The 22,979-nt window shown below is 58.8% G+C and carries 26 protein-coding genes and 1 tRNA gene; 10 read left to right on the forward strand and 17 right to left on the reverse strand.

Annotated elements, in window-relative coordinates:
• The first annotated feature begins 27 nt into the window (after positions 1-27).
• The 5 genes from E6C51_RS10730 (at position 28) to htpG (ending at position 5,048) form a co-directional block, all read left to right on the forward strand.
• The gene (locus E6C51_RS10730; protein WP_190235933.1) at positions 28-549 is read left to right on the forward strand and encodes a prolyl-tRNA synthetase associated domain-containing protein; all 522 of its coding nucleotides are present in this window, start codon (positions 28-30) and stop codon (positions 547-549) included.
• Between the two features lie 79 nt (positions 550-628).
• A complete protein-coding gene (trxA, locus tag E6C51_RS10735) occupies positions 629-1,609 on the forward strand; it encodes a thioredoxin (protein ID WP_190235934.1) in 981 nt (326 codons plus the stop codon).
• Positions 1,610-1,907: 298 nt separating this feature from the next.
• Positions 1,908-2,582, forward strand: coding sequence for an LON peptidase substrate-binding domain-containing protein (locus tag E6C51_RS10740; RefSeq protein WP_146934212.1), 675 nt, complete (start codon positions 1,908-1,910; stop codon positions 2,580-2,582).
• A 14-nt stretch (positions 2,583-2,596) separates the two neighbouring features.
• Entirely contained in the window at positions 2,597-2,785 is a 189-nt protein-coding gene (locus E6C51_RS10745; RefSeq protein WP_075641395.1) for a Trm112 family protein, read from the forward strand.
• 367 nt (positions 2,786-3,152) lie between these two features.
• Entirely contained in the window at positions 3,153-5,048 is a 1,896-nt protein-coding gene (htpG, locus tag E6C51_RS10750) for a molecular chaperone HtpG (protein ID WP_146934209.1), read from the forward strand.
• Between the two features lie 73 nt (positions 5,049-5,121).
• Here the strand turns inward: htpG and bfr are convergent, their stop codons facing one another.
• The 8 genes from bfr to obgE form a co-directional block, all read right to left on the reverse strand.
• Entirely contained in the window at positions 5,122-5,607 is a 486-nt protein-coding gene (gene bfr / locus E6C51_RS10755) for a bacterioferritin (protein ID WP_146934205.1), read from the reverse strand.
• A 252-nt stretch (positions 5,608-5,859) separates the two neighbouring features.
• The gene (locus tag E6C51_RS10760) at positions 5,860-6,192 is read right to left on the reverse strand and encodes a (2Fe-2S)-binding protein (RefSeq protein ID WP_146934202.1); all 333 of its coding nucleotides are present in this window, start codon (positions 6,190-6,192) and stop codon (positions 5,860-5,862) included.
• 176 nt (positions 6,193-6,368) lie between these two features.
• The gene (gene rlmH / locus E6C51_RS10765) at positions 6,369-6,851 is read right to left on the reverse strand and encodes a 23S rRNA (pseudouridine(1915)-N(3))-methyltransferase RlmH (RefSeq protein WP_190235935.1); all 483 of its coding nucleotides are present in this window, start codon (positions 6,849-6,851) and stop codon (positions 6,369-6,371) included.
• A 99-nt stretch (positions 6,852-6,950) separates the two neighbouring features.
• Positions 6,951-7,415: a ribosome silencing factor gene (gene rsfS / locus E6C51_RS10770; protein ID WP_190235936.1), complete on the reverse strand. Its 465-nt coding sequence runs from the start codon at positions 7,413-7,415 to the stop codon at positions 6,951-6,953.
• A gap of 35 nt (positions 7,416-7,450) precedes the next feature.
• On the reverse strand, positions 7,451-8,044 hold the full coding sequence (locus E6C51_RS10775) for a nicotinate-nucleotide adenylyltransferase (RefSeq protein ID WP_190236033.1): 594 nt from the start codon (positions 8,042-8,044) through the stop codon (positions 7,451-7,453).
• 37 nt (positions 8,045-8,081) lie between these two features.
• Positions 8,082-9,365, reverse strand: coding sequence for a glutamate-5-semialdehyde dehydrogenase (locus E6C51_RS10780; RefSeq protein ID WP_190235937.1), 1,284 nt, complete (start codon positions 9,363-9,365; stop codon positions 8,082-8,084).
• A complete protein-coding gene (gene proB, locus E6C51_RS10785; RefSeq protein WP_190235938.1) occupies positions 9,358-10,524 on the reverse strand; it encodes a glutamate 5-kinase in 1,167 nt (388 codons plus the stop codon). Before proB ends, E6C51_RS10780 begins: the two co-directional genes overlap by 8 nt.
• Positions 10,521-11,603, reverse strand: a complete 1,083-nt coding sequence (obgE, locus tag E6C51_RS10790) for a GTPase ObgE (RefSeq protein WP_190235939.1) — start codon at positions 11,601-11,603, stop codon at positions 10,521-10,523. Before obgE ends, proB begins: the two co-directional genes overlap by 4 nt.
• A 211-nt stretch (positions 11,604-11,814) precedes the next feature.
• On the opposite strand from obgE, the gene E6C51_RS10795 reads away from it, so the two are divergent.
• Positions 11,815-12,678 carry an endonuclease/exonuclease/phosphatase family protein gene (locus E6C51_RS10795; RefSeq protein WP_190235940.1) on the forward strand — a complete coding sequence of 288 codons (864 nt, stop codon included), beginning with the start codon at positions 11,815-11,817 and terminating at the stop codon, positions 12,676-12,678.
• A gap of 37 nt (positions 12,679-12,715) precedes the next feature.
• Here the strand turns inward: E6C51_RS10795 and E6C51_RS10800 are convergent, their stop codons facing one another.
• The 4 genes from E6C51_RS10800 to rplU form a co-directional block, all read right to left on the reverse strand.
• Complete coding sequence (locus E6C51_RS10800; RefSeq protein ID WP_190235941.1) at positions 12,716-13,357, reverse strand: GNAT family N-acetyltransferase; 642 nt, start codon at positions 13,355-13,357, stop codon at positions 12,716-12,718.
• On the reverse strand, positions 13,297-13,929 hold the full coding sequence (locus tag E6C51_RS10805) for a GNAT family N-acetyltransferase (RefSeq protein WP_190235942.1): 633 nt from the start codon (positions 13,927-13,929) through the stop codon (positions 13,297-13,299). Before E6C51_RS10805 ends, E6C51_RS10800 begins: the two co-directional genes overlap by 61 nt.
• A gap of 132 nt (positions 13,930-14,061) precedes the next feature.
• A complete protein-coding gene (gene rpmA, locus E6C51_RS10810; RefSeq protein WP_146934178.1) occupies positions 14,062-14,334 on the reverse strand; it encodes a 50S ribosomal protein L27 in 273 nt (90 codons plus the stop codon).
• A gap of 39 nt (positions 14,335-14,373) precedes the next feature.
• On the reverse strand, positions 14,374-14,688 hold the full coding sequence (gene rplU, locus E6C51_RS10815) for a 50S ribosomal protein L21 (protein ID WP_146934175.1): 315 nt from the start codon (positions 14,686-14,688) through the stop codon (positions 14,374-14,376).
• 381 nt (positions 14,689-15,069) lie between these two features.
• On the opposite strand from rplU, the gene E6C51_RS10820 reads away from it, so the two are divergent.
• From E6C51_RS10820 to E6C51_RS10835, 4 genes are all read left to right on the forward strand, one after another.
• Positions 15,070-15,159 (forward strand) — tRNA-Ser (locus E6C51_RS10820).
• Positions 15,160-15,234: 75 nt separating this feature from the next.
• Entirely contained in the window at positions 15,235-16,878 is a 1,644-nt protein-coding gene (locus E6C51_RS10825) for a site-specific integrase (RefSeq protein WP_190235943.1), read from the forward strand.
• Positions 16,879-17,285: 407 nt separating this feature from the next.
• A complete protein-coding gene (locus E6C51_RS10830; RefSeq protein WP_190235944.1) occupies positions 17,286-17,519 on the forward strand; it encodes a helix-hairpin-helix domain-containing protein in 234 nt (77 codons plus the stop codon).
• Between the two features lie 11 nt (positions 17,520-17,530).
• Positions 17,531-17,962: a hypothetical protein gene (locus E6C51_RS10835; protein WP_190235945.1), complete on the forward strand. Its 432-nt coding sequence runs from the start codon at positions 17,531-17,533 to the stop codon at positions 17,960-17,962.
• 93 nt (positions 17,963-18,055) lie between these two features.
• Here E6C51_RS10835 and E6C51_RS10840 read toward each other — a convergent pair whose 3' ends face one another.
• From E6C51_RS10840 to E6C51_RS10860, 5 genes are all read right to left on the reverse strand, one after another.
• Positions 18,056-18,250 carry a hypothetical protein gene (locus tag E6C51_RS10840; protein WP_190235946.1) on the reverse strand — a complete coding sequence of 65 codons (195 nt, stop codon included), beginning with the start codon at positions 18,248-18,250 and terminating at the stop codon, positions 18,056-18,058.
• A 12-nt stretch (positions 18,251-18,262) separates the two neighbouring features.
• On the reverse strand, positions 18,263-18,886 hold the full coding sequence (locus E6C51_RS10845) for a hypothetical protein (protein WP_190235947.1): 624 nt from the start codon (positions 18,884-18,886) through the stop codon (positions 18,263-18,265).
• 226 nt (positions 18,887-19,112) lie between these two features.
• Positions 19,113-20,456: a hypothetical protein gene (locus E6C51_RS10850; RefSeq protein WP_190235948.1), complete on the reverse strand. Its 1,344-nt coding sequence runs from the start codon at positions 20,454-20,456 to the stop codon at positions 19,113-19,115.
• Positions 20,457-20,458: 2 nt separating this feature from the next.
• Positions 20,459-20,893 (reverse strand): Ig domain-containing protein, encoded by a 435-nt coding sequence (locus E6C51_RS10855; protein WP_190235949.1) that lies wholly within the window; start codon positions 20,891-20,893, stop codon positions 20,459-20,461.
• Positions 20,894-21,116: 223 nt separating this feature from the next.
• Positions 21,117-22,862: a hypothetical protein gene (locus E6C51_RS10860; protein ID WP_230987193.1), complete on the reverse strand. Its 1,746-nt coding sequence runs from the start codon at positions 22,860-22,862 to the stop codon at positions 21,117-21,119.
• Between the last annotated feature and the right edge of the window lie 117 nt (positions 22,863-22,979).

Consider the following 22,979-nt stretch of genomic DNA (forward strand, 5'->3'; position numbering starts at 1 on the left):
ACTCGCTCTTCTTCACGCAGGATTCCCATGACTGACATCACGCCCAAAACCCCTGAGGATCTTTTCCAGTATCTCGACAGCCTTGGCATTGCCCACACCACCAAGAGCCATCCGCCGGTTTTCACGGTGGCAGAATCGACCTCACTGCGCGACGAAATTCCCGGCGGCCATACCAAGAACCTGTTTGTGAAGGATAAAAAAGACCAGTTCTTTTTGCTGACCGTGGAGGAACACGCCTCTGTGGATCTCAAAACCGTGCACACCATCATTGGAGCCGCCAGCAAAGTCTCGTTTGGCAAGCCGGAAAAGCTGATGGAATATCTCGGCGTGGTGCCGGGGTCTGTCACCGCTTTTGGGGCCATCAATGATGTCGGCCATAACGTGACCTTTGTGCTGGACGAAACCTTGATGGAGGAAGACATTATCAACTGTCACCCTCTCTCCAATGATGCCACCACCTCGATTGGCCGCAATGACCTTCTTCGCTTCCTGGAAGCAACAGGACATAAGCCGCTTGTCTTGCCACTTGTCTTGAAAGTGACGGCCTGACATACGATTTATAAAAGAGACAGCGATTTATACAGCGGACGGCCCGCACGGGGCGACACTGAAACGGCGGGAGACGGCGATGAGCAACACAGGAAATCCTTACGGCAACCCTTATGGCAGCCAGATGACGGCACAGGCACAGTTTGGTGGTGCCGCTCCAGCCCCGAAGGCCGCTTCCGGCAGTCTGATTAAAGACACCACCACGCAGGGCTTTGCCAAGGACGTGCTGGAAGAATCCCGCAACCAGCCGGTTCTGGTGGATTTCTGGGCACCCTGGTGTGGCCCCTGCCGCCAGCTCACCCCCGTGATTGAAAAAGTGATCAACGAAGCCGGTGGCAAGGTCAAGCTGGTCAAGATGAACATTGATGATCACCCGGCCGTTGCTGGCCAACTTGGCATTCAATCCATTCCCGCCGTTGTTGCCTTTATTGATGGCCGCCCCGCCGATGGCTTCATGGGTGCCTTGCCAGAAAGTCAGGTGCGGGCCTTTGTCGACAAGCTTGCCGGGCCAGACGCGGGTGGCGATCAGGCCGCCGAAATTGAAGCCGTTCTGGAAGAAGCCAAGGGCCTGTTCGATCAGGGCGAATTTGATGGTGCCGCCCAGCTCTATGCCGCCGTCATGCAGGCCGATGCTGAAAATCCAAAAGCGGTGGCAGGCATTGCTGATTGCATGCTCGCCCTCAACCAGCATGAGCGCGTGCGCCAGATTGTTGATGGCCTGCCGGAAGAATTGCGTGCCGCACCGGAAATTGTCACGATTGTCAAAAAGCTCGAGCAGATTGAAGAGGCGAGAAAGCTGGGTGATCCTGTGGCTTTGGAGCATGTGCTTTCGCTCAACCCCGATGACCATGAAGCGCGCTTCAAGCTGGCCAAGATTCGCAACGTTGAAGGCAAGCGCGATGAGGCCGCAGATCATCTTTTGCTGATCATGAAGAAAGATCGCACCTTTGATGACGATGGTGCCCGCCGCCAGCTGGTGGAATTGTTTGATGTGTGGGGACCGAAAGATCCTGCCACCATTCAGGCGCGCCGCAAGCTGTCTGCGGTGTTGTTTTCCTGATTGCAGATTTGCATCGAGAAACACGCATAGGCCAGACATGGAGAGTGTGTCATCAGGTCGATAAAGTGGTGACGTGCGCCAGACGCCAACCTCCAACAGAGCGTGTCATTGAATTGTCACGCTCTTGAGATTCTGAAGTCTTGCGCCACATTAGAGTGTGTCAGGGAATGGTCGAATCCGGTTTTCCCTAAAAGCCAAACCAAAACAAAGAAGCCTGTCTGTCTGGTTCAATCTGCCCGACAGATTCTGGCAATCATGAGGGTGAGATGTCCTTAATCACCCTTTGAGGAGGTCGAGAATGCACGTTGGCAACGCACGATATCTGACAGCGGATGATCTGCCGGAAACCCTACCGGTCTTTCCTCTGACGGGCGCTCTGCTGTTGCCCGGCGGTCAGCTTCCGTTGAATATTTTTGAGCCGCGCTATCTGGAAATGTTTGATCATGCGTTGCGCACCAACCGATTGATCGGCATGGTGCAAGTCTCCTTGAACGAACCCCATGAGGTGTCGCCCGGCGTACCGGCCTTGGCGCGCGTTGGCTGCATTGGCCGCATCACCTCGTTTTCCGAGACGGGTGACGGACGCTATATCGTATCGCTCAGCGGTGTATGCCGCTTTCGGGTCATGGAAGAGGTCAAATCCTCCCATCCGTTCCGTTGCGCCCATATCTCGCCCTTTATGAGCGATCTGACAGCAAAAGACGAGGAAAGCACCGTGGACCGTCAACGTCTGCTGGCGGTGTTCAGAGCCTATCTGGACGCCAACAGACTCGAAGCCGATTGGGAAAGTGTGCAGCGCGCCAGCAATCTGACATTGGTCAATTCTCTCTCGATGATGTCGCCTTTTGGACCGGCAGAAAAACAAGCCTTGCTGGAAGCGCCCGATTTGAAAACCCGCGCCGAAACCTTGATCGCGATCACGGAGATTTATCTGGCGCGCGATTACGGTGATGCGGATACCATCCTGCAATAAGCGAAAGGTGCCCTATGGAGCGTCGCGTCAATGGCGTTGATCCGAAAATGCTGGAGTTGCTGGTCTGCCCGCTGACAAACGGAAGGCTGACGCTGGACCGTGAGCGCAACGAACTGGTGTCTGAGCGCGCAAAGCTCGCCTATCCGATTCGCGATGGCATTCCGATCATGCTGGATTCGGAAGCGCGAAAAATTCTGGATTGACCCAAAATTTCCAGATTGAGCCTTCGATACAAAGGTTCGTGCCAGTAATTTTGCAATCCGGCCTTGCTACATCTTGAATTTCACCCGAGTTTTCGCCACCTGAGGCGCGCCTGCCTTGTTCTTGAGCGCTTGCCTTTGCGCCGAGACACCAAGGTCTACTGCATAATTCCTTAAATCCTAGTGGATTTAAGGTGAAAATTATGCAGCAGATTTAGAGTGTTACAGCGTCCTTTGTGCGTTTTATAAAACGCACGGCGCTGTATGAAATTTATACCCGTTGAAGCGGATAGACGGGCCGTCTGCTGTGGAACACACCGCGGTTAGCCCATCCGCTTCACCATCTGACCGATTGGGGAGATAGAGAAAAATGTCGACTGCAACCGCTGAGAAACCAGCCGAAGCCCATGTTTTCGAGGCCGATGTTGCCCGCCTGCTGCATATGATGGTCCATTCGGTTTATTCCGACAAAGATGTGTTCTTGCGCGAATTGGTCTCCAATGCTGCCGATGCCTGCGAAAAGCTGCGCTATGAAGCGATTTCCACGCCGTCGCTTCTGGCTGGCGATCCTGACGCCCGCATCATGCTGGTGCTGGATGCCGACAACAACCGTCTGGTGATTGAAGACAACGGCATTGGCATGAGCCGCGAAGAACTGATTGAAGCACTGGGCACCATCGCCCGTTCTGGCACCCGCGCCTTTATGGAGCGCATTGAGGCCAGCAAGGCTTCTGAAGGCGCGCAGCTGATTGGTCAGTTCGGGGTTGGCTTCTACTCATCCTTCATGGTGGCTGAGCGCGTCGATGTTGCTTCGCGCAAGGGCGGCGCGGATGAGGCCTGGCTTTGGTCATCCGATGGCAAGGGTAGCTATGAAGTGCGCCCGCTTGATCTGGCCGACGCCCCCACACGCGGCACCCGCATCACCCTGCATTTGATGGAGGATGCCAAGGATTACACCCGTCGCGGCAAGGTGGAAGCCATTGTCAAGCAGCAGTCTGGCCATGTGCCGGTGCCAATCATGCTGTATGACAAGCCCGATGAAAAGCCAGCCCAGATCACCGACGGCACGGCCCTTTGGACCAAATCCAAGAATGACATCACCAAGGAAGAGTATACCGATTTCTACCACGGTGTATCGGGCCAGTATGATGACCCGTCCCTGACCGTGCATTTTCGCGCCGAGGGCCGCCACGAATATACCACGCTGGCTTTTGTGCCGACCACGCCGCCGTTTGATCTGTTTGATCCCGACCGCAAAGGCCGGATGAAGCTCTACGTCAAACGCATTTTCATCACTGACGATGCCGAGCTTCTGCCGCGCTACTTGCGCTTCGTGCGCGGTCTGGTGGACACCGCCGACCTGCCCTTGAATGTCTCGCGCGAGATGATTCAGGAAAGCCCGATTCTGGCGGCCATCCGCAAAGGCGTGACCAACCGCGTGCTCACCGCCATTGAAAAGCAGGCAAAAGATGATGCGGACGCCTACCAGACCTTCTGGAACAATTTCGGCATTGTGCTGAAAGAAGGTCTCTACGACGATTATGAGCGCAAGAGCCAGTTGCTGGGCCTTGCCCGCTTCCGCACCACCACATCGGGCGAAAACCACCGCTCGCTGGCCGATTACGTCAAGGATGCCAAGCCCGAGCAAAATGCGATCTATTACCTGACGGGCAGCAGCGTCGAACAATTGCGCGTCTCGCCGCAGCTGGAAGGCTTCAAGGCACGTGGCATTGAAGTGCTGTTGCTGTCCGATCCGGTTGACAGTTTCTGGGTGATGAACGCGCCGGAATTTGAGGGCAAGAGCTTCAAATCCGTCAGCCAGGGGGCTGCCGATCTGGCCCAATTTGCCAAGCCAGACAGTGATGATGCTGAAAAGACGCCAGAAGCAAAAGCCGAAATTTCAGGCTTCGTCGCCTTGGCGAAAGAGCAATTGCGCGAAGAGGTGTCCGACGTTGTGGCCTCGGACCGTCTGACCGAAAGCGCCGTCTGCCTTGTGGCATCTGAAAGCGGCTATGACCGCCAGCTGGAAAAAATCCTGGCAGGGGCCGGGCAGTTGCAGGCAGCAAGCAAGCCGGTGCTGGAAATCAACCCTGATCATATCTTGATCAAGGCGATTGCCTCAGCCCAGAGCAATCCCGCCCTCCAGCAGGATGCTGTTCACCTGCTCTATGATCAGGCCCGCATTCTGGATGGCGACAAGCCAAACGATCCGCGCGCCTTTGCCGAGCGCATGGGACGGTTGTTTGAAAAGGCTCTAAAGGCATAAAAGCTTTCAAGAGATAAAAATGAAAAGGCCCGGTTTGCGGATGCAAACCGGGCCTTTTTTCAATTCAGAAAAATTATTCGCTGGCGTCAGCGGAATCAGCGTTGAGCTGGCCGTATTTTTCTTCGCCAAGCTTGGAGAGCAGTTCCAGTTGGGTTTCGAGGAAGTCGATATGACCTTCTTCGTCGATCATCAGCTGTTCAAACAGCTTCATGGAAACGTAGTCGCCAGCCTGATAACAGATATCGCGCGATTCCTTGTAAGCGGTGCGGGCTTCGTATTCGCCAGCCAGATCAGCTTCCAGAACTTCTTTCACGGTCTGACCAATGCGCAGAGGTGCAAGAGTCTGGAGGTTTGGATGGCCTTCGAGGAAGATGATGCGCTCAACCAGCTTGTCGGCGTGCTGCATTTCTTCAATCGATTCGGCGCGTTCCTTCTTGGCCAGCTTGGTAAAGCCCCAGTCTTCCAACAGACGGAAATGCAGCCAATACTGGTTGACGGCACCCAGTTCCAGAAACAGTGCCTGGTTCAAACGTTCAATAACTTTTGCATCGCCCTTCATCGGAGGACTCCCTTATACGTGTTTTAATGTCATCCCTTCCTCGAACCACCACGGCATCGAGGAAAACTCTTATATTTCAGATGGCTGTAACGGTTGCAGCCGAACCGGCGCATCCCATAGCCTTCGGTCATAAAAGCAGGATTACCCGGAAAAGTCGAGCGCATATTTAGAATCATTCCAAACAAAAGGGGAAAACGGATAAAAAGAAAGCCCCGGCACTAACCGGGGCTTGTTCATCATCCAAAACAAACCTCAAGCGGTCCGATTTACCCGGTTACGACGCTCGATAATTTCGGATTTCTGCTCTTCCTGAAAGCGCTTCAGCCGCTCCATGAAGTCCACGACCTTCTCGCCATCCGTTTGGCGCGCAGCATGATAGGCCTGCGTCGTGGAAACGATAATATCAACCACATTGGGGAAACAGCCGCAGCAACGGCCGCGCTTTTCCATGGCATGATAGACCTTCATTGGCACAATCAACTGCCAACAGTCTTCATCGAGAAACGCCGTGATGGTATCGCGGATTTCTTTCTCAGTGATGTAATTGCAGCTACAAACCAACATGTCGGCATGCCTATCAAACATGACATTTACTATCCTGATTTATGACAAAACAGGATAGCTTTTGTCAAGATAGAAATACCTGTTTGTTTTGCGCATTTCCGAACGGAAAACCGCTGCACACTTTTCCTGGAAATACCCTTCTAACTTCGCATTTCCAAACGAAAAACCGCTGCACACTTTTTCTGGAAATGCTGTGATCACGAGCGATGATAAGGATGGCCAGACAAAATGGTCACAGCCCGATAAAGCTGCTCGGCCAATAGAATACGCACCACCTGATGCGGCCAGGTCATTTTACCGAGGTTAAGGGTGAGATCAGCACGATCACGAAGCTCAGGATCGAGACCATCGGCTCCGCCAATGATCAGCACCATATCTCGACGGCCGCGGTCTTTGTGGTCGCCAACAAAGGCGGCGAACTCTTCACTGTTCCAGCTTTTGCCACGCTCATCCAGAGCCACCACCAGCGCATTGTCTGGCAGCGCTTTTTCAATCTGCACGGCTTCTTCCCGCTTGCGGGTGGCAGCATTGGAGGCCCGGCTCTCGTTAAGCTCGGTGACCCTTGAAAAATCAAGCCCTGAGGCCGGTCCCGCCTTGGAAAAGCGGTCCAGATAGCGAGACACAAGATCTTTCTCAGGCCCGGCTTTCAACCGGCCAACGGCAATAATGCCTATGCGCATAGAAGCCCTCTTCAGGTCATAGAAGTTTTGTAGGCCAGCAATAGTCGCCTGCCTATCCCCTGTCGACCCTCAGCGGTGCTCTTCAGCACCAAAGCTTCCTTAGTGCAAACGACCTTCGTCGATATCCGGAGCCGACCACATCTTTTCGATGTTGTAGAACTCGCGAATTTCCGGACGGAAGACGTGGATGATAACATCTCCACTGTCGATCAACACCCAGTCACCGGCATCAGCGCCTTCAACGCGCGGTGCGCCAAAGCCTTCCTGCTTCAGATCGGTGACGAGATGTTCGCAGATCGCCATAACATGACGAGAGGAGCGACCGGACACGACCACCATGTAGTCGCCCAGTGCTGATTTCCCAGCGATGTCGATGGAAACGATATCTTCTGCTTTTGAGTCCTCAAGACTTGCAAGGACCAGCTCAAGCGCGCGGGCAGCGGCATTTTCACCACGTTCCGGGCGGCGGGGTGTAGCGACAGTGTCGCGCCCCTTGAAGTGTACTGTTGTCAGTGTTCGACCTTTCCGAAAGTAACAGCACGAGAAACGACTCAAAGCACCCATTGCTTTGCGCCTGCTTATAAAGTGGCACTGAATGGTTAATCTTTCAAGACAGGCTTCTCACGCAAGGCTGTAGAACTCAATGTTGAGCGTGGACCGTGAATGAAAGTCCAGGCCGGAGCCTTCTTTTTCCAAAGCACACCGGCGTCCGATTCATCCACGCGGGCATAGCCAAAGCTATGGGCCATTTTCGATGACAGGTAGGATAATGTCGCCCCCGGCCGATCAATCACCGCGATGGGAAAGGTGGTGGCGATCTTTTCCCAATTTTGCCAATGGTGGAAGGATTTCAGATTATCCGCCCCCATCACCCAGATGAAATGCACATGCGGGTTCAGACGCTTTACATGCTCCAGCGTGTTGGCCGTGAAGCTGCTGCCCAGCTCCTTTTCAAACGCCGTGATTTTAATGCGCGGGTCTTCGGCAATCTGCTCGCATAGGGCCAAACGCTGCGCCAATGGAGCCAAACCATTATGGCTTTTCAGCGGATTTCCCGGCGTCACCATCCACCAGAGCTGATCCAGCCCCAGTCTGCGCAGGGCAATTTCAGCCACCAGCACATGGCCCTGATGCGGCGGATTGAACGATCCGCCGAACAGGCCAATGGCCATGCCGCGCTCGGTATGCGGCATCCGCAAATAGTGAGCGTCTATCCTGTTGTCTGGCACGTTAGGGCCGGATTTGCCCGGTGCCACGCACCCGGTATTTGAACGAGGTCAATTGCTCAACACCCACCGGCCCGCGCGCGTGCATTTTGCCGGTGGCAATGCCGATCTCGCCGCCCATGCCAAATTCGCCACCATCGGCAAACTGGGTTGAGGCATTGTGCAGCACAATGGCCGAATCCACCTCGTTGAAGAAACGCTCTACCACCGCCGGATCTTCAGCAATCACCGCCTCGGTATGATTGGATGAATAGTGGGCGATATGACTGATCGCTCCGCCCACGCCATCAACAATCGCCACGGAAATAATGGCGTCGAGATATTCGGTGCGCCAATCCTCCTCCTGCGCGGGTTTGAAAAATGGCAGCACTTTCAGCACGGTGGCCGAGGCGCGCACTTCGCAGCCTGCCTCTGTCAAAGCTTCCAGCAAGGGCTGCAAATGCGTGCCCAGAGCGGCACTGTCCACCAGCAGGGTTTCTGCCGAACCACAGATGCCGGTGCGACGCATCTTGGCATTGACCACAATCTTCTTGGCCATCTCCAGATCGGCAGAGGCATCAACATACACATGGCAAATGCCTTCGAGATGCGAGAAAACCGGCACCCGCGCTTCCGCCTGCACCCGCGCCACAAGGCTTTTGCCGCCGCGCGGCACAATCACATCCACGGTGCCGCCAAGACCGGAGAGCAAAGCACCAACGGCGGCGCGATCTGTCACCGGCACCAGTTGAATGGCTGTTTCTGGCAAGCCAGCCGCCTTCAAACCTTCCACCATGCTGGCATGGATGGCGCGTGAGGAATGAACCGAGTCCGAGCCACCGCGCAAAATCACCGCATTTCCGGCTTTCAGGCACAAAGCACCTGCATCTGCCGTCACATTCGGGCGGCTTTCATAAATCACACCAATTACACCGAGAGGCGTGCGCACCCGCTCGATATGCAAGCCGTTAGGACGATCCCACTCGGTGATCACTTCGCCAACCGGATCTTTCAGGCCCGCCACATCGCGCAGGCCGTGAGCCATCGCAGCAATGCGATCATCATTCAACAACAAGCGATCCAGAAAAGACGGCGCAAGGCCCGCCTCTTGCCCGGCCTGCATGTCCAAGGCGTTGGCGGCCAGAATTGCATCTTTGGAGGCGTCCAGCGCATCGGCCATGGCCAGAAGCGCCGTATTTTTCTGTTCCGGTGAGGCCATGGCCAGAGGTCGCGCTGCTGCCTTGGCTTTTGCGCCGATGTCCTGCATCAGCGCATCAATACCCTTGGCGTCAGTGACCTTCTCAAGCATGGACTTCATCCTTCTTCTCTGTTTTCTTGCCCGTCGCTTCCGTCATCACCAGATCATCCCGGTGAATCATTGCAGCGCGTCCGGCATAGCCGAGCAATTCTTCAATTTCGATCGACTTGTGGCCCGCAATGCGCCGCGCCTCATCGGCATCATAGCCTGCAAGACCTCGGGCAATTTCGCGGCCCTCAAGCCCCACAACGGAAATCGTATCGCCGCGATGAAACTGACCGCTGACCTCACGCACACCCGCAGGTAGCAGGCTTTTGCCGGCGTGCAAAGCGCGTTCAGCACCCGCATCGACTGTCAGCGTTCCGGCTGGCTGCAATTGCCCGGCAATCCATGTTTTGCGCGCCGTCACGGGCGTGGCCGACGGCGCAAACCACGAATGCGCGGCCCCTTCATCAATGCCTTTCAACGGGTTGAGCGGCTTGCCAGAGGTGATGATCATGGCGCAGCCAGCGCTGGTGGCAATTTTGCCCGCATCAATCTTGGTGCGCATCCCGCCACGCGAGAAGATGGAGGCGGCACCGCCCGCCATAGCCTCAATCTCCGGCGTGATCTCGGCAATCACTGGAAGCAGTTTTGCCTCTGGGTCCAGATGCGGCGGAGCCGTATACAGCCCGTCAATATCCGAGAGCAGGATCAGCAGATCAGCCCCGGTCATGGTTGCCACCCGTGCAGCAAGGCGGTCATTATCACCATAGCGGATTTCGGTGGTGGCAACCGTGTCGTTCTCATTGATGATCGGTACTGCCCCCAGCTTCAAAAGCTGGTTGATGGTGGCCCGCGCATTGAGATAGCGGCGGCGTTCTTCGGTATCCCCCAAGGTCAGCAAAATCTGACCCGCAACGATGGAAGAGCGCGACAGACTCTCGGACCAATGCCGTGCCAGCGCAATCTGCCCCACGGCCGCCGCCGCCTGGCTTTCTTCCAGCTTCAAGGCACCCGGAGCCAAAGACAGCACCGTACGCCCCAGCGCAATGGCACCCGACGACACCACCAGCACCTCAACGCCATTAGTGCGCAGGGCGGCAATGTCATCACAGACCGCATCCAGCCATTGCTTTTTCAGTCCCGCCCCGTGGTCAACCAGCAGAGCCGAGCCGATTTTAATGACAATACGACGATAGCCCGAGAGAGACGCGAGCGGTGCGCTCATTCCTCGTCCTCCTCAATCTCCTCTGCGATGTCTTCCAGCTTGTGGCGCATTTTCTTGGGCCGATCCGAAAGGACATTGTCGGCATCACTGCGGTTTTCGACAATCACATCGCGCAGCGCACGCAGCACGTCCGTCATGCCCTTGCCGGTGATGGCCGAAATCAGCATCGGCTTCTTGCCACACGCCTTTTGCAGGGCCTTGGCCTTCTTCTTCAGCTCATCCTCGTCCAGCACATCGATCTGCGACAGCGCGACAATCTCAGGCTTGTCTTCCAAGCCGCCATCATAGGCTTCCAGTTCATAGCTGACGGTCTTGTAGGCCTTGGCCACATCTTCTTCCTGTGCTGACACCAGATGTAGCAGCACACGGGTGCGCTCGACGTGACCGAGGAAACGGTCGCCAATGCCAATCCCTTCATGCGCGCCTTCAATCAGGCCCGGAATATCGGCCAGAATAAATTCGCGCTCATCCACCGTGGCAACACCCAGATTCGGGTGCAGCGTGGTGAAAGGATAATTGGCAATTTTTGGCCGCGCACGAGTGACGGATGCCAGGAAAGTAGACTTGCCCGCATTGGGAAGCCCCACCAGACCGGCATCGGCAATCAGCTTCAGCCGCAGCCAGATGGTCTTTTCCTCGCCCGGCAGGCCGGGATTGGCCCAGTTGGGAGCCTGATTGGTGGAGGATTTGAAATGCGTATTGCCAAAGCCGCCATTGCCGCCTGTGGCGAGGCGAAAGCGCTGCCCCTCGGTGACCATGTCCACAATCAGCGTTTCATTGTCTTCTTCAAAAATCTGGGTGCCCACGGGCACTTTCAGCGTCACGCTTTCGCCATTGGAGCCGGTGCGGTTACGCCCCATGCCGTGCATACCAATGGATGCCTTGAAATGCTGCTGAAAGCGGAAGTCAATCAGGGTGTTGAGACCATTGACGGCCTCCACCCAGACATCACCACCACGACCGCCATCGCCACCATCCGGTCCGCCAAACTCGATAAACTTCTCGCGGCGGAAGGACACAGCGCCTGCGCCCCCGGCTCCGGAAAAAATATAGACCTTTGCTTCGTCGAGAAACTTCATGTGTTTGCCATACTTCCTGTGTCAGGATACCTCAGGGCCGTGACCTGATCCGACGCAACAACCCGAAGGGCGCGTGTGATCGGGCGCTTCTGCCCATCAATGAAAAAACCGAATGATCAGCCAGATTGAAGATGACACTTCTCACCCCGGCTGAACACCCATTACATGCGGCCATCGTTATAGCCGCTTGACCCGGAGGTCAAAGAGTATCGTGCGTCTCGTCAGTTACAATATTCAATATGGCGTCGGTTTGGATGGAAAATTCAACCCCGAGCGCATTGCCAGAAACCTTGATGGAGCCGACATCATCGCCCTTCAGGAAGTCACCCGCGGCTCGCCTGCCAATGGCGGAGCCGATCTTGTCGAGATTTTTGCCAATCATTTTCCCGAATACCATTACGTCTTTGGCCCCGCCTGCGATCTGCATGGATCGTCTGCCCTGATCAAAGGCCGCCGGGTGGATAAGCGCCACCAGATTGGCAATATGATTCTGTCGCGCTGGCCGATCCTGACCAACCGACTGCTGCTGTTGCCCCGCACCCGCACCTTTGAGAAACTCAACATCCAGCGCGGCGCGACCGAAGCGGTGATTGAAACGCCGAGCGGGCCTTTGCGGGTCTACTCCGTGCATCTGGACCATGTTTCCCCGGATGAGCGCATTGCCCAAATCCGTTTTTTGAAGGACCGCATTGTCAATTTTGCCGCAGAAGGCGGAGCGCTGACGGGTGCCCATGAGCTTCACAATCTGACCCAACCGCCTTTGCCTGAGGATTACATTCTGTTGGGCGATTTCAACATGCAGCCGGAATCGCCGGAATATGTTGAAATGGTTGGCACAATCGACGCCTACTATGGCCGTACCGCCCGCCACGATGCGCCCATCGATGCGCTGGCACGATTGGGCCAACTCACGCCGGGCTGCTACAGCTGGGAAGAGACAGGTGCCCCGGAAAAACGTCTGCATCTGGATTACGGCTTTCTCAGCGGCTCTCTCGCCCATCGCCTGAAGGCGGCACACGTGGATATTCATGCGGTTGGTTCAGACCATTTTCCGGTCTGGGTAGAATTGGCATAAAACAGAGGGCGACCGGCAAAGGCCGCCCTCGTCCTTTTCAAAGAGATTTTACGCCCTGAAACCCATCCTGCGTCAGCCGGGTTTCAAGATGCGGAGCCATGGCATTGCGCCCAAGGCTATAGAGATCGCCGCAGCGCGTGATGGTAAAGCCCAGTTTTTGCTGGATTTTCAAAGACGCCGCATTATCGGCAAACGCGCCGGAATGCAGCACCGCCTCTGGCATACGGCGGAAGAACCGATCCGCCACCGCATCCGCCGCCTCACTCATCAGCCCCCGCCCCCAATAGAAGCGGTTGAGCCAATAGCTCATGTGCCAAACCCCATGGCGCAGCTCCACGGTGATCATGCCGATGTGCACATCATCACCCGAGGTGATGGCCAGATACCAATCCGGCGTGACACCGGCCTTGATCCGGTTCAGCCAATCCACCGCATCTTGCCGATGATAAGGCATAGGTACCCGGCTCAACATCCGCGTCACCTGCCAATCATTGAGCGAAACCGCAATGGCATCCGCATCACTCATGCGATGCGGACGAAGCAGCAGGCGCTCCGTCTCAATCACCGGGCAAGAACCGGGTGTCGATGGCGCAGGTACTCGTCTTTCCTGAACAGCAATCACCGCATATCCCCCCAGCTCTTGAGAGACATCCAGGTCTTGCGATCCAGCCTGTACCATTCCACCGGCACCATGCCGCGTGCTGCAAGATGACCAACCATGCCGCCACCCTGAAACTGGAAGCCGCACTTCTGGATCACCCGGCGTGCAGCCACATTGGTCACCCGGCACCGGGCATCAATGAAGGCAATATCACGGGTACGAAACGCCATATCGATCAGCGCATGGGCGGCTTCCGTGGCATAACCATTGTTCCAGTAAGGTTCGCCCAGCCAATAGCCGATTTCCAGCGTTTCAAGGTCGGTATGCGGCTCTAGCGCGCAGCAACCGAGAAATTCGCCATTTTCCGCTTTGGTGATGGCATACACGCATTTACCGATTTCGCCGAGATTGGAACGTCGCACAAAATCGGCGGCATCAGATGCCGTGTAGGGATGTGGCATGCGCGACACCATGGTCGCAACGGCGGCGTTATTGGCGAGATGGGTAAGGGCGTCAATGTCCTCGACATGCGGAGCGCGCAAAACCAGCCGCTGCGATAAGAGAACGGGGCAACTCTGCCTTAACCGATCAGGCCTTAACCGATCGTCGGGTGACCGTAACGGGTCATCCCTGAGAAGTAAGCGTTCCATGGTTCAGTCTCCTTTGGAGGTAAAGAAAAAGGGAAGAGAGGTGGTGACGCCTCATCTTCCCTTTTGTCTTGACTGAACCTTAAACGTTCAACCGGGTCGATGAGACGCCGGTTGTTAAAAACGCTCCGGCTTTTATTCTGCGGCTTCCGCCGTTTTCGGCATAATGGACACGAATACGCGGCCGTTAGACTTCGTACGGTAGTTCACATTGCCAGCGGTGAGTGCAAAGAGGGTATGGTCCTTGCCCATGCCGACGTTTGCGCCCGGATGCCACTGCGTGCCGCGCTGACGAACAATGATGTTGCCTGGAATGACGACTTCGCCGCCGAACTTCTTCACGCCAAGGCGCTTGGAATTCGAATCGCGACCGTTACGCGATGAACCGCCAGCTTTTTTATGTGCCATTGGAGTTCTCCTTTAAAACCTGGTTTCTCGTTAGACCAATTACGCAGCGACGATGTCGGTGATGCGAACGACCGTGTGGTGCTGGCGATGGCCGCGCGACCGCTTGGAATTCTGACGACGACGCTTCTTGAACGCGATCACCTTCTTGCCACGGTTATGCTCAACCACTTCAGCCTTAACAGTTGCACCAGCAACAAAAGGCGCACCAATCGTCGCGTCAGCGCCAACGCCAACAACGAGAACCTCGGTGAATTCTACAGATGCACCAGCTTCGGCTTCCAGCTTTTCGATGGTCAGCACGTCGTTGGTGTTCACGCGGTACTGCTTACCGCCAGTTTTGATGACTGCGAACATTGTTTATCCTTTCATGTTCGTTTCCGGCTCTCGCTGATTTTCACCAGATGGCCGTCTTTTTGTCAGTCGGAGTGGCAAACCCTTAAAAGATTTGCCGGTGAAAGCGCTCGATTGAGCACAAATTGAGTATAGACACATCTATCCACACTTAAGTCGCTGGTCGCTTACGTCACCCCACCCAAACTGTCAAGGCAAATAGCGAGCGTTTCGCAAGGATTTACGATAGCTTGCGCAAATTTCACCCCACCCTGTCATTTTTCCATCACACCCGCCTCGGCAACAGATTGCTCAAACTTCAAAATTATCCGAAATCCACTCTTGCCAGCCTCTCTATTCACCGCTATGAGACAGCCCGCGCAAGTTTGCGCCGACCAGTTACGCGGAGAGGTGGCTGAGTGGTCGAAAGCACCGCACTCGAAATGCGGCATACGGGCAACCGTATCGTGGGTTCGAATCCCACCCTCTCCGCCACTGGTAACTGCTTGATTTTAAAGAGAAATTCGCCGTTTTCGGGATGTTCCTACCCACGGAAATACCCGGCGAATCATGTATATCACCTATCGAAAATCCGGCGTCCGCTTCCAGATCGCCGTCCCTGTTGATCTCCACCCGCGACTCGGGCGAACCCCGATCCGGATCCCGCTGGGGATGATCTCGGCCACGTCCGCCAGGCGGATCGCCCGTTTACTCTCCGGTCACGCCGAGCGCCTATTCATCGGCGCACGATCACAGGAGATGAATGCCATGTCGAAACCGGACCTTCGCGACGCCCTCATAGCCGAGCTACAGGGCCAGCTCGCCGAGATGGCCGACCAGTTCGAGGAATACAGGACGAACTCGGAGCGGCTGTTGGCTGTCGAGACCGAGAACGCCCGCCTGACGGGTCAGAACGAGGTGCTGGCGACCGTCGTGCCGATCGGCGAACATCTGGGCGCCCTTGCGGACGGCATGGAAGCGTTGGAGGCGAAGGTGCGCACTCTCCCCCGCACGCAGCAGGGCGGCGTCGAGGATGCCCTGGCCCTCCTGCAAGATCAGATGACGTCGCTGTCACAGGCCGTCCAGATGTCGCTCGACGGAGGCCCAGTTCGCCCCCTCCTGTCGGAAGTGCTGGAAGACTGGACGGAAGTCCGCAGTGGCTTCGGTATCGCTACGAAGAAGATCGACACCGACCGGAATCGCGTTCTGGATTTCATCGCGTTCGCCGGGGACAAGCCCGCCAACAAGTACACATATTACGACGTCCAGCGGTTCGCGAACCTCCTCGTGCGTGTACCGGGGAACTACTCGAAAATCCCGCATCTCAAGGGGAAGCCCCGACAAGATGCGGCGGACTATAATGACCGGCTGCCCCCGGAGGACCGATTGCCGACGCTCTCCGTGAAGTCGATCGAGGACAACTATTTGTCACCCCTGCGGGTCCTCTTCCGCGACGTCGCGGCGGAGCACAGCTTTCGCTCGCCACTCACCGACGTCGAGATTCGTATCTCCTCCGACGCCACACCATCGGTCGAACGTCTCCCGTTCGCGGTCCCGGAACTGAACCGCTGGTTCGCGCATGCGGCCAAGGAGGAACGAGCGGACATGAAGTGGCTGCCGCTGCTCGGCACCATCACAGGCGCCCGCATAGCGGAGCTCATCTTCCTTCAGGGGAAGGACATCTATCGCATGCGAGGCGACGACGGCTTGGAGTGCTGGGTGCTCGACCTTCGAACGGACCTCATCGCCGAGGGCGGTGGAACCCAGAAGCGCAAGACCAAGAACAAGCCCTCGCGGCGCCTAATCGCCCTCCACGAGACGTTCGAGACGCTGGGCTTCATCAGGTATACCCAGTCCCGTCAAGACGACGAATGGCTGTTTCCTGCCGCTTTCTACTACGGAAAACGGCGCGTCTCCAACCCTGCCGACGCGGCCAGCAAGCGGATGAACCGAATGCTCAAGGACGTCGGTATTCATGAGAGGCAGGTGCAAGTGTTCCACTCCACCCGCCACACCGCAAAGGACATCATGCGGATGGCGCGCGTAGGTGAGCGAACCCATGATCTTCAAACGGGGCATGCACTCGACACTGTCTCGAAGCGCTACGGCCTGAAGCATCTCGGACAGCAGGAGCTTGAAGTGCTGCGCAGCCTGCCACTCCCCGAAGGTCTTGACCTCACCCCGTACATGGAACAGGGGGCCGCTGCCCCATGATCCGGCGCGGGTAGCCTCGCCCCTTTCCACGACGATTCTCCGCACCTTCGACCAGAGCCGCGTGTCTCTGGTCGATCCGCTACGCGGACCGGTACTCCCGAATAGTCGCGGAACCTTGGAACTCGGTGACGACGCAGGGGGCGGCTCTTGATGCCCTGCGGGCACCGCCATGCCCCGTTGGGCCAAGGCGGGACAAGAGCCTATGCCGCCCCCTACGTCGTCAACCCCCGCCTGCCGTCGCGCCCGGAGCCGGGGAGAGATGCCGCACATCGAGACGCCGGGCGTCGCGTCGTTAGATCCCTGTTAGATCTACCTGCATTCTCCACTACAGGACCGGTTTCGTCCTGGGCTCCACCTTGCAAATCTGCTATAAAATCCTTGTAAAACAAGACGTTATGGAGGTTTTCATGGAGAAGACGACGACAACAATCCGAGGGCTTGCGTTCGACGCGATCCTCACCGAAACGACGCACAAGGACGCGCACGGCGTATTGTTCTACCTTGCCGTCGTCACCCTCCGCAGCCGCAAGACAGGCGTCGAGCGTGTTGCGCGCCGGTCCCGCATTCCCGGAGCCGGGAAGGCGCTCGCTCGCGACGTCCAGCGACTGGGTGTCCGCGCGCTCGACAAGCTGGCAGCGTGAAGGAGGAGGACATGCAGTTGCAGTACATCTACGAAACCCGGTTTCCATGGGAACCGGACGCGAACCTCTTCGCCGGGAGCGAGACGTCGGCGCTCGGAATGACGACGGAGCTTGTCGCCGTCCGCAACGGTGTGATCGCCGACGAGGACGAGACGGAGGCCCGGTTCGAATTGCTCATCGTGCGGCGCGGCGATGGCTACGCGTATTCGTGGGAAGTCCTCGACGGCGACACGGACGAAACGGTGGCGCAGGGCGAGGCGTCGACGCTCGCGGATGCGAAGCGCGCCGCAGAGGCGTCGGCGTGGCACGCTGCCGAGCGCGCCGCTGGACGTCGAATCCAACGCGCGGAAGACTGGCTTGACGAGGCGGCAGCCAGCGCGGCGGCGTTTGTAGCGGCGGAACTCGCCCGGATGACACCCCGGCGTGGCAACGAATCCGGGTGAGTACAGATACGGGACGACCCGCCAGAAGCGCTGTAAGGGCCGTTTAAACGCCTCCGAATGTGAGCAACGGGGTCAGATGACCCCGTTTTCGTGTCAAACGCCCACTTTTGCGATTTCCGCGTAGAACGCCACGACGGCGTCGGCCAAAGCCTCGACGTCGGCCTTCGCCGGGATGCCGCTCGACATCAGGTCGATGAATGCGGCGTCGAGCACGTCGAGGCGTTGCCGCTGCTCTCCCGTCAGATGGCCGAGCAGCGCCCCGGCGTCGGCGTGAAGTTCCATTTCCATGTCGTTCTCCTCCTACTTCCTTCCGGGGACCGGCGCGGCCTCGATCTCGACAGCGGGCGTCGACTCATCTTCGAACGTCGGCGCGACCCGAGCGGCCACGAGCGCCCGGTCGCGCAGCGTCGTGCGATCCGCGCCGAGGCCCAGCATACGCAACGCCGTCCGATCCTCAGATGTGATCAGTCCCCGGAGCCACGGTCGAGCCTCATCCGGGACGCGCCGCAGCATCTGTTCCCGCGCTTGCTCGCGGCGTTGCTCCGAGCGACTGTCGAGATCGCGCACGAGGCGCTTCCACGGACGAGGCGCAGGCGTCGGCCGCACGTGCGGCGTCGAGATCGGAAGCGGCGTTCGTCCGGGTTCAGGTTCGAGGCCACGTTCCCTAGCCCACGCTTCGCGTCCGTTAGGATAGCCGGCCGGTGGGTCCCACGGCGACCGACGAGGGCGGAGCCGGGGAAGGTCGAACGCCGGAGCCGGGACCGGCGGCGCAAGAGCAAGCACAACGGAGAGCAGCGCGAGAATCTGAAGCATCACCTTGCCCGCTGGATCGCTCCGGCGCTCCCGGCGTCGAGCGAGTTCGAGCCGCATGTGGTCGGCGCACGTTCGACGCCGCCGCTTCTTCTCTGCCGAATCCTTGCTCATGCCGACGCCTCCAATCTTCCAACAGCATGCGTGCCGGCAGGATTCGACGCAAACGTGCGCGGGCGTCGCGGCGTCCGCGCGGAGGATTCGACGCCGAATCGGATGGGTTTGGATACGTCCGCATCGTTCGGACGAGCTTAGAAGGCCACTTCCGGCGTCCCCATTTTTTGAAATCGGTGTTTTCGGGAGGTTTCCGGCCTCCGGGCGTCCCGGAGGCCGAGGTGGCTCAGCGACGCCCCGGAGACGGTCGCGGCCCGAACCTCGCACCGAGGGATGGTTCCGGCTCCGGGAGACGAAGGCGTTGCACCTCGCGCCGCGCGGCGTCGCGCTGTGCGGCGGTCTCCATGAGAGCGGCGTCGAGGTTCCGCGCCCGATCTTCCGCCTTCTGACGATCAGACTCGGCGGCTCTGGCCCGGTTGTCGGCGGCGTCGGCTCGACGTTCAGAAGACGTTGCCTGCTCGCGTAGCCGATCCATCTCCCCGGCCACGGCAGCGCGGATTCGATCGGCGACACGGCTCTGGCGAAGACCGTCGAGAGCCGTCCGCAGCATCGACGGCAATCTCTGAAGTCTGGCCGATGCCGCGCGGACCTTCGCTGCTTCCTCCCGGACGCGGCCCATCATGGACTTCGCCTTCCGCTGTTCCCGGACGGCTGCGTCGTGCGCGGCCTTCGCGGACTCCGTGGCCGTCTTCGCTTCTGTCAGGCGTCGGGCGGCATCGGCTTTCGCGGCGTCGGCCTTGGCGCGTAGCGCGGCGGCTTCCGACGTCGCCATCGAGACCATGGATTCGGTCTCGGTCTTCTTCTCCGCCACGTAGGATTCGACTTTCACTTTCACGGCGGCTGCGCGATCGAGAGACGCCCGAAGGGCGCGAGCCTGGACCTTCTCCCGCTGCCACTCCGTTCTCGACAGGCGGCGTCCGCCTGGTCCGAGCCTGGTGAGACCGCACGGCTGGGCGACGGCGGCATGATACGAGTCCTGCCATTCGCGCATGGCCCGCTTGTATTCACGGTCGCCGCGCCGGTTCAACGTCTTCGAGTCCTCGCCCTCGGCGGGACCGGCGAGCATCACGGCGCTCTTCGCTGACTGGCCGGGATGCAGTGCGGTCGCACGCATGGCGGGATCGTCGGGCAGGACGTAGGCATGGACATGCCACCGGGTTTCGTCTTCGTGACGGACGACCGAGGACAGACGGTCGCCGTACTGCTCCCGGAGCCACGCAACGGTCAGTCTCTCCCAGCGCTCGACCTCCGCTCGCATCGCGGCATCGCCGCGAACTGCCTCAATCGTCGCGGGATGCGAAGCCACAACCGTCAGCAGTGTGTGCTGATCCTGCCGCACGCGCCGTTCCTTGCCGCCTTTCGGCGTCGTGCGGGCGGCATCGGCTGCGGCATCGTGCATCCGTTCCACCTCGTCTACACCCACGCCGTACACGATGACCGGCGGCGCGGGCGTCGCAACATGGAGGGAGGCGGCGGGATCGCGACGGGCTTCGCCGAGGACGAAGGACGTGGAGCGTCCCTTCGAACCTTTCCGGGAGAAGCACTCCATGTGCACAAACTGGTAGGCCATGCTCACTCCACGAAGAAGGCGACGGCTACGGTGGTTGTCCTAGCCCCGGTCGCCATGTCGCGCATGAGGATCGACCACTGATACTGTCCGACAGTCCGGGGACGCCCGGAGAAGATGCCCGTCGCGCTGTCGAACGAGAGGCCGGCAGGAAGCGGCGTCGCGGTCGCCAGCGCGTATTCGTACCGGCCAGAACCGCCCGAGACGTCGGGGAGCAGCAGCACGGACTCGCCGACGCCCCACGCGTATCTGTTGCCGCTGTAGGTCACGACGGGCACCTCGACAGGTGGCGTTGCCGGAGGTTCGGCGGTTGGAGTCGGTGTCGTCAGCACGCCCGACGACGCCGACCTCCATACGACGGACCGCTCGCTGGCGGACGCCGCATTCGCGAGAAGCGCCGCGACGATGACAGACGTGATGATGTTCTGGACGTTCAACATGATGTTCCTCCGGTGTCGGTGGAAGAATCGTGACCGCCGGCGGAGCCGGAAACAAACCTGTAGAGACGGACTAATGCTTTTCCGCTCCCCTTCGGGGTGCTCAAAGCGTCCGCTCTCCGAGGGCGCTCGCGCGGCGCCTGGCCGGGGCCTTGTCGCCGTCATGGAGGACGACGAGGCATATCGTGATTTTACGTTATGCCATGGTGACGACGGTTGCCCGACGTCACGCCGCCGCGCGGCAAGCATGCTCCGGGGACCGGCCCGCAGCATGGGCGGCAGACGCCCGCCATTCCGCCCAGCGGGCTTCGCTCGCGGCGAGGTCCGCCCGCATCTTCGCCCATCGCGCCACGATGGCGGGCGACTCGAATGGAATTTCGTCGTCTTCGGTGGGCGGTCGGGGAGTCAGACGGACGACTGTGCCTCCTTCGAAGAGCGCGGCGAGGTCCGCCGCGTCCTCGTCAAGCTCTTCCGGCGGCACTTCTTCGTCGGCGCTCGGCGACGCGAGGTCGAAGTCTCGGACAGTTGGCCCACATGTGTGAACCATATACGGGGCTGCTTCCGCAGCCTCACGTATATCGTCGGACGACAGGACGGCCTCGCGAGCCATCTGGGCCACCCGGAGCGCCTCCTCCGGCTCCGGCCCCCAGTTGTCATCCCACATCTCGCGTGCGGCACGCTTCCACGCTTCGATGTCGCCGCCGGCCTCGCCGAACGGTTTCGTCGGATCGTATCGCTGCACCATGATCAGCGGCTCCGCCCACGGCGAGTGCCGCCACTGGGGTAGCGTCATGCCGAGCAACATGTTCGACGGCGGCGCCTTCTTCTCGACGTCGGTCGCGGCGTCGGATTTTTCGCTGTCCTTCTTCTTGTCGTCGTCCGAATCCTTGTCCGACTTCTTCCTCTTCCTCACGCGCATCAGCCGGCCGTCGCCACGACCGATATGGACGCGCACGACCTTTTCCCCGGCTTTGTCGAGCGTCTTCATCCAGTCCTTGAAGTCGCCCAGTGGCTGGCAGAGCTTCAGCCGCTGGGTGGCCTGGTACAGCCACACCAGTTCATCGGTGGACGACCGTAGCGTGTCGTTCGGCTTGGAGCAGTACTTCACCAGTTCCTCGACGGAGTCGATCTTGCCGCTGTCCTTCCACCATGCGCCGGTCGCCTCATGTGTGAAACGAAGGAAGTCTTCCCAGGTCTTGCCCTTCTCCTTCAGCACCCGCGTTGGCCAGTATAAGACGTTGGCGTGGACGTGATAGAGCACCGTGGCCGCACCGTACCGCTCCGACAGATTCGACGCCTGGCCGCGAGCATGAGCCTCAGCATCACGCTCCGCAGCCGTGGCGCGTGTGAACTCAATGCCCCGATAGAGGACTTCCACCCCGTACTTCTTCTGGGCGTTGTGCGCCCATCTTGAAATGCGCCGGTTCAGTTCCTGGATCGCACCGCGCATGTCGCCTTGAAGGTCCGCGCTGAACGGGACCGGCTCCGAGCAAGTCATGACGGCGTATCTGAAGTACTTCGAATCTTTGTGTCCGCTGATGAAGAGTTTCAGTCCGTTCACTGTAGGCCGTCTGTCGCGCGCGGCGACGGTCGGTAAGAACCGGCAGGCACGGTAGACGCGCTGCTGTTCGACCACGCCCGTGACCGCCCCGATAAACGTCACGTCGCCGTCGAGGACGACGTTCACCCCCGCTCCGCCCAGCGCGTCGGCGATGTGCGCCGTCTGTCGTTCCAGCTCCGCCGACGCCGCTTGACGCTGCGCCCACGAGACCGGGTCCATGGCCCAGCCGGTGTTCGACCGCAGGACGTCGTCGTGCGTCGTGCGCGCCGGTCTGGCGACGGTCGTCTCAAGCGCAGCAACGGCGGCGGCAACGAGTTTGCCTAAGCCTAGCGGGGCTTCGTCAACATTTTTGATTGGGTAGGTAAGGTTCGGCTCGGCATCGCAGGGGTCATATCCGAGCCCCCGGCTCAACTCGCCGTCAACGGCGACTTTACATGTTCAGCGATGTCGTTCAGCATTCTGGAACACCTTGTGAAAACCGCCGGAGGGTTGCGAGCCCGTTGATGGCGGTTTTTCTATGCTCGATCG

It is taken from the genome of Gillisella terrae, from assembly GCF_004801395.1.
Classification (GTDB): domain Bacteria; phylum Pseudomonadota; class Alphaproteobacteria; order Rhizobiales; family Rhizobiaceae; genus Allorhizobium; species Allorhizobium terrae.